Source organism: Ktedonosporobacter rubrisoli (assembly GCF_004208415.1).
GTDB lineage: Bacteria > Chloroflexota > Ktedonobacteria > Ktedonobacterales > Ktedonobacteraceae > Ktedonosporobacter > Ktedonosporobacter rubrisoli.
This window is the reverse complement of sequence record NZ_CP035758.1, coordinates 10296005-10309302: the sequence shown is the minus strand read 5'-3', so window position 1 is coordinate 10309302 and position 13298 is coordinate 10296005. Positions and strand designations below refer to the sequence as shown.

At 50.0% G+C, this 13298-nt stretch carries 10 protein-coding genes and 1 tRNA gene; 8 read left to right on the top strand and 3 right to left on the bottom strand.

Annotation, left to right across the window (positions count from 1 at the left end; genetic code table 11):
* Positions 1-138: 138 nt before the first annotated feature.
* The 4 genes from lon to prfB all read left to right on the top strand — a co-directional run bounded on the left by lon (position 139) and on the right by prfB (position 6279).
* Positions 139-2622, top strand: coding sequence for an endopeptidase La (gene lon / locus EPA93_RS44085; protein WP_129893650.1), 2484 nt, complete (start codon positions 139-141; stop codon positions 2620-2622).
* Positions 2623-2764: 142 nt separating this feature from the next.
* Positions 2765-3805 carry a hypothetical protein gene (locus EPA93_RS44080; protein WP_129893649.1) on the top strand — a complete coding sequence of 347 codons (1041 nt, stop codon included), beginning with the start codon at positions 2765-2767 and terminating at the stop codon, positions 3803-3805.
* Positions 3806-3863: 58 nt separating this feature from the next.
* Positions 3864-5060 carry a hypothetical protein gene (locus EPA93_RS44075; RefSeq protein ID WP_129893648.1) on the top strand — a complete coding sequence of 399 codons (1197 nt, stop codon included), beginning with the start codon at positions 3864-3866 and terminating at the stop codon, positions 5058-5060.
* Between the two features lie 99 nt (positions 5061-5159).
* Positions 5160-6279 (top strand): peptide chain release factor 2 gene (gene prfB / locus EPA93_RS44070; RefSeq protein ID WP_129893647.1). Its coding sequence is split into 2 segments (ribosomal slippage): positions 5160-5225 and positions 5227-6279, totalling 1119 coding nucleotides; the frame shifts between segments, so codons are not numbered across the junction.
* Between the two features lie 185 nt (positions 6280-6464).
* On the opposite strand, the gene EPA93_RS44065 is transcribed toward prfB, so the two are convergent.
* Positions 6465-7475, bottom strand: a complete 1011-nt coding sequence (locus tag EPA93_RS44065) for a sigma-70 family RNA polymerase sigma factor (RefSeq protein WP_129893646.1) — start codon at positions 7473-7475, stop codon at positions 6465-6467.
* A 774-nt stretch (positions 7476-8249) separates the two neighbouring features.
* Positions 8250-8492, bottom strand: a complete 243-nt coding sequence (locus tag EPA93_RS49405; protein WP_207229364.1) for a hypothetical protein — start codon at positions 8490-8492, stop codon at positions 8250-8252.
* Between the two features lie 249 nt (positions 8493-8741).
* Between EPA93_RS49405 and ftsY the strand changes: the two genes are divergently transcribed.
* From ftsY to EPA93_RS44040, 4 genes are all read left to right on the top strand, one after another.
* The gene (gene ftsY / locus EPA93_RS44055) at positions 8742-9731 is read left to right on the top strand and encodes a signal recognition particle-docking protein FtsY (protein ID WP_129893644.1); all 990 of its coding nucleotides are present in this window, start codon (positions 8742-8744) and stop codon (positions 9729-9731) included.
* Positions 9732-9750: 19 nt separating this feature from the next.
* Positions 9751-10605: an acetyl-CoA carboxylase, carboxyltransferase subunit beta gene (gene accD / locus EPA93_RS44050; protein WP_129893643.1), complete on the top strand. Its 855-nt coding sequence runs from the start codon at positions 9751-9753 to the stop codon at positions 10603-10605.
* A 47-nt stretch (positions 10606-10652) separates the two neighbouring features.
* Positions 10653-11636 carry an acetyl-CoA carboxylase carboxyltransferase subunit alpha gene (locus tag EPA93_RS44045; RefSeq protein ID WP_129893642.1) on the top strand — a complete coding sequence of 328 codons (984 nt, stop codon included), beginning with the start codon at positions 10653-10655 and terminating at the stop codon, positions 11634-11636.
* Between the two features lie 57 nt (positions 11637-11693).
* Positions 11694-11774 (top strand) — tRNA-Leu (locus tag EPA93_RS44040).
* Positions 11775-12041: 267 nt separating this feature from the next.
* On the opposite strand, the gene EPA93_RS44035 is transcribed toward EPA93_RS44040, so the two are convergent.
* The gene (locus EPA93_RS44035; RefSeq protein ID WP_129893641.1) at positions 12042-12575 is read right to left on the bottom strand and encodes an anthrone oxygenase family protein; all 534 of its coding nucleotides are present in this window, start codon (positions 12573-12575) and stop codon (positions 12042-12044) included.
* Positions 12576-13298: the final 723 nt, after the last annotated feature.

Here is a 13298-nt window from a genome sequence, read left to right as displayed (position 1 = left end):
ATCGGCATTTCATTGCCTCACCATAGGCGGTACGTTATAATGGGGCGCACGAATTAACTCATTTCTATTGAGAGGGCGATAATTTAACTTGTCAAGTACCCTCGCCAGAAGGCGGAGGTCCCACAGGTGGAATAATCTATGGATGAAATTACCAAGGTTGCAACTCCAGAACAGCTTCATAGCAAGCAAGTGGCAAACGATGAGCTTAATGGCTCCAAGGAGAAGCAGAGAGAAGTCCTGGAGCTACCTCTGTTACCCGTTCGCAATACCGTCCTGCTACCAAACGCTACAGTGCCGCTTCTGGTAGGACGCGACCAGTCCATCAAGGCCATTGAAGAAGCTACAGGCAAAAACCAGGCCTTATTCGTCGTCACCCAGCTGAAAGAAGATTTAGAAGAGCCTGGAGTTGACGACCTCTACACAGTCGGCGTAGAAGGCTTTATTGATCGCGTCCTCAAAATGCCGGATGGCACTTTGAGCATCCTCATTCGTGGGCAACGTCGCCTGCGTCGGCTCCAGCTCACTCAGCACACGCCCTTTATACGTGCGCTGACCGAAATCATTGAGGACGAAGTAGAATCCACTTTAGCCCTTGAAGCCTTAAAACGTGCGGCCCTTGCCCTCTTCGAGAAATGTATCAAACTGAGCAATGAGCTCTCTGAAGAAGTCTACATCACAGCCATGAACATCGACCACCTTGGCGCGATGGCAGACTTCATTATTTCCTCTCTTGACTCTCCCACCGCCGTTCGCCAGCGATTTCTAGAAACTTTCGATATCGAACAACGTCTGCAACAGGTCAATATTCTCCTGGCTAAAGAACTGGACATTCTTGAGCTGGAACACCAGATTCAAAGTCAGGTGCAACAAGAGCTTGACAAACATCAACGCGAATATTTCTTGCGTGAACAACTCAAAATTATTCAGAGGGAACTTGGCGAGGGAGATAGCGGGCTCCTGGAAAACGAAGAACTGCGCACAAAGATCCATACAAGTGGCATGCCAGAAGCTATCAAAACACGCGCCACAAAAGAGCTCAATCGCCTTAACGCGATGCCATCTATTGCGCCCGATAGCTCCATCATTCGCACCTATCTAGACTGGCTTACCAGCTTGCCCTGGCAGAAAGCTACTCCCGACAGGCTAAATCTCAAGGAAGCTGAGATCATCCTTGATGAAAATCATTATGGACTAAACAAAGTAAAAGAGCGCATTCTTGAATATATTGCCGTGCGCAAACTCTCATGTAGCATGCGCAGCCCGATTCTGTGCCTGGTAGGGCCTCCAGGAGTGGGTAAAACCTCGCTGGGACGCTCAATTGCCCAGGCTCTCAACCGCAAATTTGTGCGCCTCTCGCTAGGAGGCGTCCAGGATGAGGCCGAGATTCGTGGCCATCGTCGCACCTACGTCGGCGCGCTACCAGGGCGCATCATTCAAACAATGAAGCGCGCTGGCACAATCAATCCTCTCTTCGTCCTTGACGAGATAGATAAAATCGGCACCAGCTTTCGAGGCGATCCTGCGGCCGCGCTCCTGGAAGTGCTAGATCCAGAACAAAATAATAGCTTTTCCGATCACTATTTAGAGGTCCCTTACGATCTCTCGCATGCCATCTTTCTTACGACAGCCAATATTTTACATCCCATCCCAGAGGCCTTACGCGACCGTCTGGAGATCATCGAGCTACCAGGCTATACGGAAGAAGAAAAATTACACATTGCGCGCCAATTTCTGTTGCCCAGACAACTCGCGGAGCATGGCCTGAAACCCACCCATATCGAGATAAACGATGAAGCCATCTACCGCATTATCCGCGAATATACTTATGAAGCAGGCGTGCGCAATCTAGAGCGCGAGCTGGCCACAATTCTACGCAAAGTCGTCCGCAAGGTTGCTGAAGGAAGGCGTGCCAAGACGCGCATAAACGCCAGCAAAATTCCTGAATATCTCGGCCCTCAGCGGCATTACTACACAGTAGCAGAAGAAAAAGACGAAGCCGGCATAGCTACTGGCGTAGCCTGGACAAGTGCCGGAGGAGATCTTATCACTGTCGAGGCGCTTTTGTTAGAAGGGCGCGGTCGCCTGCATCTCACCGGACAACTCGGCGACGTCATGAAGGAATCGGCTCAGGCTGCTCTCTCCTACGCTCGCTCACGCGCCGCACACTTTGGACTAGAAAAACGCTTTTATGAAAAATATGACTTTCATCTCCATTTACCGGCAGGAGCAACCCCCAAGGATGGCCCATCAGCAGGCATCACCATGGCCACAGCGCTGATTTCGGCCTTAAGCAAGCGTTCAACGCGCCGCGATGTCGCTATGACTGGAGAGATTACGCTGCGTGGCCGCGTCTTACCTGTAGGGGGCATTAAAGAAAAAGTTCTGGCTGCCCATCGAGCCGGGATCAAAACTTTTATCCTGCCGAAACGTAATATAAGAGATCTAGAAGATGTTCCGCAAGAAATTATCAAAGTCCTGCAATTTGTGCCGGTAGAACATATGGACGATGTGATACAAACTGTCTTACACGCAAACATAACAGATGCCGATCCAGCCAGGGAGCAAGCATTGCCTGCACAGACAACAGAGTCAGCTAAAGCAAGAAAACATAAAGGAATTTAAGCAATGAGGTATTAAAACTGTATACTCAAATCTATATTCTATTATCTCTAGTAGCAGCGTTATATAATGTCTTATCTTTCATTATGAAAACAACTGACTTATTTATCCTCAGCGAGCCGCCTGAGATCCGAAAGGAGTTTGTATGGTTTTCTGTGGTCAATGCGGTTTACAATTAGCTTCTGGTCAAACGCGCTGCCCCCGGTGTGGCACAAGCATAGAATCTGAGCTGACTGACCCTCATCTGATTGATCCAGATAATGCACCCAATGCACCAACAACAGCCTCACCATCGCTGCTCGTGCGTAAGCCAGCTTCACAGACTCCAGCGTACCCAACAAACACCTTTCCTTCAGGGCAACAAAAGTTGGTACTGCGTCCCGGGCCCGAGAATAACGCTCAAGCTTATAATCCGCAGGAGGCGTTTGGAGCTACCAGCAGCATAGATAGAACAAACTATGCTACCGGCATGCCACCGGCCAACCCGAGATATCAGAACATGGAGGGTGACTATGCATCTCAAGCAGGCTATCCCGCTTATCCGCCAGCCATGCCAAACTATCCAGCGCCAGCCGATCCGTATCAGGCAGCGCCTATGCAGTACCAGGAGCCGCCTTCTCGTAAAGGCCGCTCAACGGCACTGGTTCTTATCTTGCTCGGGCTTGTGCTGATTCTTGGTACGATGGGCTGGTTTGTTTTGCGTCAGCAGGGCATTATTGGCAATAGCCCATCTAATAACAGCGCTATCGGCAATAATGGTACCCAGCCAGATAACAATAACGCCAACACACCCACCATCACAATAAGCCCAACGCCTGCAGCGTCACCAACCGTTGAAGCTACCGCCCCGCCGCAGGCCAAACAGGTCATTGAACAATACTACGCCTTTATCAATCAGCATAATTATCGCAGCGCCTACAATTTGCTCAGCGATACGGCCAAAACGCAGCAGAGCTTTGCCGATTTTCGCAATGGCTATAAAAATACCCGAGAAGATACAGTGACATTTGGAACTATTACCACCCAGACAGATGGGACAGTCAAGGTTCCAGTGACCATTCAGGCCTCAGAAAAAGCCCCCTCAGGAGGGCTCAAGCAAACAATCTATACAGGCAATTATATCGTGGCCCAGCAGAATAATGGTACCTGGAAAATCGAAGAGGGTCAGCTCAGCTCAGGGTCTTAGGTCAAGCCAAATTTGTTTCATCCCCTTCTGTAGAATGAGAAGAGAACAAGCTCTGTATATGGAAAGGGATGAAACAGCGGCTATGCCAGGTATAACCAAAACACCAGGAAAAATTATTCTGCAGAAGGAAAATCCTCCTCATCTACCCAGGGACAACAAGCGCCAGAAACCCAGACCGCTCACCATTCTTTTTTCGATCCTGGCCCTTATCGCCTTGATCCACTTTATCGCAGCAGCCCACACAGCTACGCACCCGGCCCAAACCGTCAACTGCACCAGTTTGCTGCGCACCACCGACTACTCGCATATTGTGCAATTCCATCCCCAGGATCAAGAGATAAGTGGTATACAGTTTATCAATGAGATCACAGGAGCAACTCCATCGGTCCTGGTCCAGGTGACCGACAAAGGTCCACAACAGCGCTTAGATGTCTATGTCTATGGCTGCAACACCCAGCAGAGTAAAACAGCCCTCACCCTGCTCTTTAAGATGCAAGGCTTAATACAAGGTTCAGCCAGCATGAGCCAGGCCCATACTCTGAGTATTAGCCAGCTCGATACCACACTTCCCCAGTCAGAAGAAGTGCTTATGCAACCGCTCCAACAGAACATCTATCGGGAATACATCTGGCATAATGGTATGTTCATACAAACAGAGTTCCCCGGCCTTTACCCTGTGCTCAGCCGAAGCGAGGCCGAAGCATTACAAGATCAGGCCAATAATGGACAAAATCTTCCCTGGTCCGACCCGCTTATCACGGCAGAGCAGATGGCAAAAGACATCTTCCATTGGCCCGGCCACGATCCACAGGATAGAGTACAGGATAATAACGGCAGCATAGCGCACGTTTTCCTTTTCCAACCCGAGCTGCAGATGAAGGTGAGGGTTACCCTTGAGCGCCTCATACAACACGGCAGGCAGGGATTATGGTTTGTGACGGATGCCCAGACAGCTGGTATTCTCCTCGATAAAGCGGCTCTGCCGCTTCCCGCAGACTCGCCCATAACGCTTAAAGGAGCAATGAGCCAGCCGGCAGGCCAGATGAGCATACAGCTCTTTACGCATACGCTTACACCGCTGCATGTCCTCAATAACGGAGCGCCAGGCGTGCAAGCCAACGGAAATTTTACAGGGATTATCCCTTATACAACCACGATTGCTGACCAGCCGGGCTTGCTCCTTATTGAAGACACACCAGGAGCTGGCAGCAACCAACCAGGACATTTGCTCCTTACTCACCTTATACTGGGCTAAGCAAGCCGAGAAGACAGCTCAGGTGCCTGAAAACCTCATCTGCGCACTGAGAAAATTTGGATATGACAACTGACTAGAAAGCATGTTAAAATAACTGCTATGAATGACCTCACAAATCAAATCGAACGCCAACAAAGACGCGTCGAGAAAACTATGGTGCGTCTTTGACCTGGCCAACAAGGCTAAACAAATCAATAAACTTGAAGAAGAAAGCATGGCTGCGGATTTCTGGTCCGATAATCGTAAGGCCCAGACCCACATGCAGCAGCTAACCGCCTTGCGCGAAGAAGTCTCTACCTGGCAGGGGATCGCGACACAACTCAACGATCTCCAAGGTCTGGCGCAATTATTGGAGGAGGAGCCAGACGAAGAAATGCAAGCCGAGGTAGCGCAAGCGATACCGCCTATCGAGCAGCAAATCGAGAGATTGCAGTTCGCCTTGATGCTCAGCGGAGAACATGATGAGAAAAACGCCATCATCAGTATCCATGCGGGCAGCGGCGGCGTCGATGCTCAAGACTGGGCCCAAATGTTGCAACGCATGTATCTGCGCTGGGCCGAACGCCATCGTTTCCGTACCGAGATCTACGAATACAGCGAGGGAGACGAGGCAGGGCTGAAAAGTACAACGATTGAGATAACCGGGCGCTATGCCTATGGCTACCTGCGCTCGGAGGCTGGAACCCACAGGCTCATTCGTCTCTCGCCATTTGACGCAGCCCACCGCCGGCATACATCTTTTGCCAAGGTTGAGGTACTGCCCGATGTCGAGGACACCATTGAGATCACTATCCGTCCTGAGGACCTCGACGTAGACACCTACCGCTCGACAGGTGCGGGTGGCCAGCACGTCAATAAGACGGATTCAGCCGTGCGCATGCGCCATATCCCCACAGGGATCGTCGTTACCTGCCAGAATGAACGCTCACAGATCCAGAATCGCGAGGTTGCTTTGAAATTGCTCAAAGCGCGCCTCTATGAGCTGGAGCAAAAAAAGCGCGAAGAGGAGACCGCGCGACTCAAGGGCAAGCATGTGCAGGCCGACTTCGGTACGCAGATTCGCTCAGTAATCGTACATCCCTATAATATCGTCAAGGATCATCGCACAAATCACGAGACTAGCGATACCGAAGGCTATCTCGATGGGGATGTTGATCCTTTCATCTTCGCTTACTTACAAGAGCAAGCGGGAGGCGTCATTACAGCGGATGAAGCGTAATCACTGATTGTATACTATAGAGCCCTCCAGCCTTTCAGGCAATGCTCTGATGCTTCTGGGGCTCTAGCCTGGCTTAGCAGGCTTGCGGCAGAGCGAGAAAGATACGTCTCTTCCCGCCGCAAGCGTAGCTTTGCCATTTGCCAGAATGAGGGCTTTTCCGTGGTTTCGTAGCGTATGGGCTCCATCTAGGCTCGCACAAGATCTCTCATCCCATCGTAGCGCTCAGGATAGCGAAGCTTACGGAGCGCTTTCACCTCAATCTGGCGGATACGTTCGCGCGTTAGATGGAATAACACGCTAACCTCATCCAGAGATAGCGAATGACCATCATTTAAACCGTAACGCATCTCGATAATCGTCCGCTCACGAGGATTTAGCACTGTCATAGCCTTTTCAATATGCTCCCGCTGCAACTGCTGAGCTGCATGGTTTTCCGTAGGCACCATGCTAAAATCCTCTAGCACATCGGCCAGGTGATATTCCTCATCATCGGCCATGGGCGCATCGAGCGAGACTGGCTGATCCGACACATTGAGCAACTCAATGACGCGCTCCCTGGAGAGTCCGACTTCAGCGGCCAGTTGCTCGGGCAAAGGCTCTACTCCCTGCTCTTGATAGAGACGGCGAGCAATACGCTTGATCTTATAAATAAGTTCCATAACATGCACAGGAATATGAATGCTGCGCGAATATTCAGCAATCGAACGACTAATCGCCTGGCGTATCCACCAGGTAGCGTAAGTACTGAAACGAAAGCCGCGCTTGTAATCAAATTTTTGTGTAGCGCGCATCAGGCCAATATTGCCTTCCTGAATCAGGTCAAGGAGTGGCAAGCCCTGATTAGAATAGCGCTTAGCAATACTGACGACCAGGCGCAGATTAGCCTCAATCAGCTTTTGCCGTGCGCTGGCATCGCCACGGGATATGCGCTCTGCCAGTTCCAACTCCTGCTCAGCGGTCAGCAAGGGATAAGTCCCAATCTCTTTGAGATACTGTTTCACCGAATCATCAATAGCTCCGCGCTGATCCACTTCCTCCTCAAGCTCAAGCTCGGCCTCATCAGCAAATCCCTGCTCCAAGCCCGCCTCATTTTCTTCAAATTGCTCCTCTGTCGCCCGCGACTTTCTCCCTCTCGTTGCCACAAGTACACCCTGCTCTACACTACCAGCTACTTTACTATTTCTTCTAGCCCCCATGAACCAACACTCCTTCTTTCACACTTTACATTAACTACTTCAGGGATAATTCCCAAGATAGTCAAAATAGATCGCAAATACTTTTCTACTATTCTTCTTAGCAAGAAGTGTGCCCAAACGGCGGGTGCTCACTTTTTTTCACCGAACATGGCTCACGCAGGCAGACCGGCAGCAGGCATATGCGCGAGCAGGAGAGCTACGATTTTTCCTGCAAGCATGCGGGCACAAGAGACAGAGAGCAGGGACCGAAACAGCCAATTGCTCACATTAGCGGAGGGCATATAAGAGTCAAGAAGATGAAAAGAAATGTAAGAAAAGTGGCCAAAAAGGCCAGGAAAAGTTGGCTGTAGATGAAGAGATTTCCATGTGTGGGGAATTTTGCACAGCCGCTATTATCCTGCAAGCATTGACCAATTGCATAAATCAAAGGATACGAATACTTGACTTGAGTTGTAACACCTGCTATGCTGAATGTAAGAAGCAACAGGACATCGATCCATCCACAGACGGTGCTGTTGCCAGCACATTGTCTTCCAGGGAATTAAGCAGCAGTCGTTTGCCCTATTGTTTCTACGAATGGCAGCCAGAGTAAGTGAATCGCACTGGAGCATTTGCGAAAGAAAATGAAGATTTCTTCACTTACCTGCTGACAGAGAAGAGGAGTTGTGGTATGATAGGAAGGGCATGGGTTAGACCTGCTGTGGGGATGCGGATGCAGCGGCGGAGGCTCCCCCTCGGCTTACTTTCTCGCTAAGCCTCGCTTGATTGACCTGGTTAGGCAGGCAAGCGAATATATCCTCCAGAGAGAAGGAAGGAGGCGATTTCGTGGAAAACGCATTTCCCCGGTGTCGCAAATGTAGTGAAGGTGATCTGGTTCCGCTTTCGGATTTCGGTAGCCAGGGAGCTTCCATCGAGTACAAGGCATGGGTCTGTACCAACCCTTCTTGCCTGTACAACATCAAGATCCGTAACGGTGACATCATCATCAACGAACCAATTAGCGACGGCTCGCTCCATTCGTTCCGTGGCGGTCGCCAATAGGGGTCGGGTGTAGAACCAGAAGGCACGTTCACAAAGGGTTTTTATCTTTTCGTGGCGTGAAGAGGAAGGAGGCAAAAGGAAGGTGTATTGCTCTTTCCTTTTGCCTTATTTGTATAGAGGGACAATCGCCCTATTGTAACAGGGTGGTGCTGTGCCCTCTTCTTCGAGTTTTTAGGTGGGTAGGGCCGCTTCAGAACCTTTATTCATAAAGGAGTCATAATCAAGGTGCTCAATCGATTCTTTGGGCAGAAACCTCAAGAAGACCCAAAACAAAACCCAGGGACTGCTCAGGAACGAGCAGAGAGAAATCCTGAGGCTGAGCAACGCCTGGGCTTTTTGGGTCGTACCCGACAATTCTTTAGTCGGATGAGCCAGACCGTCCAGGAAAATGATACACTTACTGAAGAGTTATGGGATGAATTATTGGAATCACTGCTGGCGGCGGACGTAGGTCCTAATACCAGCATGTGGCTTATAGATCGCTTACGCCAACGTGCAGAAGAAGAACAAATGCGTACCGGCTCTCAGGTGCAAAGAGCTTTGCGCGAAGAATTGACTTCCCTTCTTGATCAACCATCTCCTCTACGCTTCTCCAAGCAATCACCACTAACTGTTTTTCTAGTTATTGGTGTCAACGGTTCGGGAAAGACTACCAGTATAGCCAAAATGGCCCATCTCCTCACCCGAGAAGGCCACAAGGTGACTCTCGCTGCCGCCGATACGTTTAGAGCAGCAGCTATTGATCAGCTCAAGGTATGGGGAGAACGCATTGGAGTGCCGGTCATCAGTCAGAGCCCAAACTCTGATCCGGGGGCTGTAGTCTATGACGCGATACAGGCTGCGCTTACGCGCGGTAGCGATGTCCTCATTGTCGACACAGCTGGCCGTCTGCACACCAAAAATAATCTCATGGAAGAGTTAAAAAAACTTAATAAGATTATTCAAAAGTTCGTTCCTGATGGGCCCCATGAACTGCTGATCGTTATCGACGCCACCACCGGTCAAAATGCCTTATTGCAAGCGCGTACCTTTGCGGCAAACATTGGCTTGACTGGCGTTATCATCACAAAAATAGATGGCACGGCTAAGGGTGGCTTTGCCTTCGCCGTCGCAGATGATTTAGGAGTGCCTATCAAATTTATCGGCACTGGAGAAAAGGTCGGAGATCTGATACCTTTTGAGCCAAAAAGTTTCGTAGAGGCGCTCTTCACATAAGATTGATGGGGGGTTCATTATGGTCAAAGAAGCGGCTATTCCATCTACAGGACAAACATCGCCTAACGATACACCGCCAAGTTTGCCCTCAATAGGCAATATTGCGGTTAAATGTCCAAAATGTAAAGAGATTTTATATGCGCGCGACTGGAAAAAGAATCTTAAGGTCTGCTCGCGTTGTACTTATCATTTCAGACTGACTGCCTATGAGCGTATCGAGCTTTTGACAGACCAGGGAAGCTTTGTTGAAGCTGACAAGGATATCATTTCTGTCGATCCATTGCAGTTCGTCAGCCGCTCCCAGGCGTATGCGACGAAGCTAGTCGAGGAGCGACAAAATACCGGCTTAAACGAGGGGGTTGTCATTGGCCACGCCACAATCGACAGCAAACCTCTCTCCCTGGCTATCATGGATTTTCGCTTCATTGGTGGCAGTATGGGATCAGTGGTGGGAGAAAAGATTACCAGAGCTATTGAGATCGGCCTTGAACGCCATATCCCGGTACTCATTGCCTCTGCCTCCGGCGGCGCCCGTATGCAGGAAGGGCTTTACTCTCTCATGCAGATGGCCAAGACATCTGCAGCCCTGGCAAAGCTCGGCGAAGCCCACCTTCCCTATTTTAGCTTGTTAACAGATCCTACAACGGGTGGGGTGACAGCCAGTTTCGCTATGCTCGGGGACGTTATTATTGCCGAGCCTGGCGCCTTGATCTGCTTTACTGGACCTCGCGTCATTGAACAATTTATGCACATCAAGCTGCCCGAAGGGACTGTTAATTCTGAGTTTGGTCTCCAACACGGTATGGTCGACGCGGTTGTCCATCGCCGTGAGTTGCGACAAACTCTGGCGCAGCTTCTCCATCTGTATTCATAAAAATCGCGAATCTCGCGTTACCAACATAGGGACAGGGGTAACATGTAATGGCCTACGATCTAGAATTTGAAAAGCCGCTGGCTGAGCTGGAAAAGAAGATCACTGCCTTGCAACGTAAAGGCGATCGTCTCAAGCCAGAGGAGCATAAGCAGCTCCAGGAATTAGAAGGAGAGCTGACCCGGCGCACTGCGGAAATGTATAAGAATCTGACCTCCTGGCAGACGGCTCAAGTCGCGCGCCATAAAGATCGACCGTATGTGTCAGATTATATCAAGTTTATGTGCGACGACTTTTTTGAACTGCATGGTGATCGCGCCTTTGGCGATGATCATGCCATCATTGCCGGTCCGGCACGTCTTGGCGATAAGTCGGTCATGGTTATTGGCCATCAAAAGGGTCGCGATGTGAAGGAGCGTATCCTGCGCAATAATGGCATGCCTCATCCTGAGGGGTATCGGAAGACGTACCGCCTGATGCAGCAGGCCGAGAAGTTCGGTATGCCAGTGATTACGCTTATCGATGTTTCAGGCGCCTCACCTTCGCTTATGGATGAGGAGCGCGGACAATCCGAGGCGATTGCTTCTAACCTTTATTTGATGGCTCGTTTACGTGTTCCTATTATCGCAACGGTAATCGGTGAGGGGGGCAGCGGCGGCGCGCTGGCTATCAGCGTAGCAAATCGTATTTTGATGCTGGAACACAGTATTTATACAGTAGCCGCCCCTGAAGCAGCGGCCTCGATCCTCTGGCGCGATGCAATTCATGCACCTCAGGCCGCCGAGGCAATGCGCATCAGCGCCCGCGAACTGCTACCTCTTGGCATTATCGATGAAATCGTCCCAGAGCCTGCAGGTGGTGCTCACCGTAGCTATCAGCAGGCCGCCGAGAATCTTAAGGCAGCACTCCTCAAACATCTGGATGAACTCAAACAGATGCCCCTTGATACGCTCTTAGAACAGCGCTATCAGAAGTTCCGGGCCATCGGTAAGTTCGGCCGGATAGAAATTGCTGAGGCTTCGTCTATTTCATAGGCTAAGCCTATTGACATGAAGCTCCAGATGCGCTATTATACGCTCTGCGAGCGACATGCCGGTGTGGCGGAACGGTATACGCGTCTGTCTCAAAAACAGATCCCGCAAGGGTTGAGGGTTCGAATCTCTCCACCGGCACTTAACATTTCACTATGATGTCTCAAGCAAGAAGAGCAATGGCTTGAGGCATTTTCTTTTTATCCACAATAACTTATCTACTGTAAGGCCAGGCTTACCCAAAAAGCCCTTTTCGTTGCTGGTGTTGGCGCGTTCTGTCAGGCTCGTCTTGCTTGGTAAAAGCTGCAATATCCATATACTCTTTTCTCCTTGCTACTGCTCGATGAAACCCTTGTCATCAAGGCAGTTTTTCCGGCAAGGGTAGCTCTCACTCGTCCACTCCTCTTTTTAGCGTGTTTTTTCACTGCGGCGAGCTGGCATAGGACGAAGGCCCGGAGAAAGACAAGCCACAATTACTAGAACTAACGCGCCAATAGAGGCAATGGTGCGAATCAGATGCCAGGCATTCCATGGGCTTTCGAAGGAAGATCGCGCTATCGCAGCTTGTTGGGGTGTTGACGAGTGAAGCGAAAACGCAGCGAGCGCATCATTGAGAGGCACATTGGCTCCTATGGTTATTCCTAGTGTCCCTATGAGATACAGCAGAGTTGCCGCAACTAACAATAGAAATCGCAGCGAGCGTAGGGATCTTCGGTGCAGATAGGCTGCCACGGGCAAAAAAACGGCAGCACCAAGAAAACTAAACTCAAAGAATGGATCTTGAGGGATAGCAGCATTAATGGCCTGCATAGCCGCAATATAGTTAGCATCCGAGAGCGTCTTAAAGGCTGGAATGACGCTGACTTGATAGCCAAAGAATAAGCCAGCGATTACCCCGGTAGTGATGGCAGCTAGCGCCAGAATCGTGTTATTAAGCTTCATGATTTCTCCTTTAACTATAGAGGAAAATCTTGTAGAGTCGGCGGTAACGTTCTCTCTCCATCTATTGAATCTGATCAAGAGAGGCCCAGCTTCCTGAGCTCAAGAAAGCAGTTCAAAGGACAGCTCTATTGTAAGCGTTCACGTAACGTAAATCTCAAGGCCTTTTTTCGGGATTCGTAGCTGCTATGAAGAATAGCTGAGCAGTAGAGAAATAGACATTTCAGGCTGCCTTCATCTTCCCCTGAGCTATCTGCATAGTTCTACGATTATCAATAAATGCTCCTCAAGCTGTTCACGCCCAATATCTTGAGTAGCTCTACCCCTCTATAAATAGTATACAATCGAGCATTTCAATTGCGGCCCTGTCTCAGCGTAGCACTGCTGAGTGTTTGATTGAGGCCGGATAGCTGGGAGCACGAGATATGTGATAGTCTCTATCGAGGGCAACAGCATTGCCTGGCCCCATACCCTGGTATTCCTGCTTATCTTGGGGCTGGGAGATTGAAGGATGTACTGGAAAGCCAATAATACAGTACTTAAGTCAGCTTTCAACATGAAACAAAAGTCGAGCGGGGCTTGACCCAGAAAAACATGGAAGGTAAACTTGAGGGAGCAGGCTTCCCAAGGTCGGGCAAGAGCTGTGCCAAGGAGATAGCGTACATTTACACAAAAGTTTTCCTTAAAGAAAAGCAGCCCAGCTTGCACAAACCAGTGGCAAGCCAA

What these genes read in the sequence shown, in the direction of transcription:
- lon (WP_129893650.1), top strand. Translation starts at nt 139, where the DNA reads ATGGATGAAATTACCAAGGTTGCAACTCCAGAACAGCTTCATAGCAAG.
- EPA93_RS44080 (WP_129893649.1), top strand. Translation starts at nt 2,765, where the DNA reads ATGGTTTTCTGTGGTCAATGCGGTTTACAATTAGCTTCTGGTCAAACG.
- EPA93_RS44075 (WP_129893648.1), top strand. Translation starts at nt 3,864, where the DNA reads ATGGAAAGGGATGAAACAGCGGCTATGCCAGGTATAACCAAAACACCA.
- EPA93_RS44065 (WP_129893646.1), bottom strand. Translation starts at nt 7,475, where the DNA reads ATGGGGGCTAGAAGAAATAGTAAAGTAGCTGGTAGTGTAGAGCAGGGT.
- EPA93_RS49405 (WP_207229364.1), bottom strand. Translation starts at nt 8,492, where the DNA reads ATGGAGCGAGCCGTCGCTAATTGGTTCGTTGATGATGATGTCACCGTT.
- accD (WP_129893643.1), top strand. Translation starts at nt 9,751, where the DNA reads ATGGTCAAAGAAGCGGCTATTCCATCTACAGGACAAACATCGCCTAAC.
- EPA93_RS44045 (WP_129893642.1), top strand. Translation starts at nt 10,653, where the DNA reads ATGGCCTACGATCTAGAATTTGAAAAGCCGCTGGCTGAGCTGGAAAAG.
- EPA93_RS44035 (WP_129893641.1), bottom strand. Translation starts at nt 12,575, where the DNA reads ATGAAGCTTAATAACACGATTCTGGCGCTAGCTGCCATCACTACCGGG.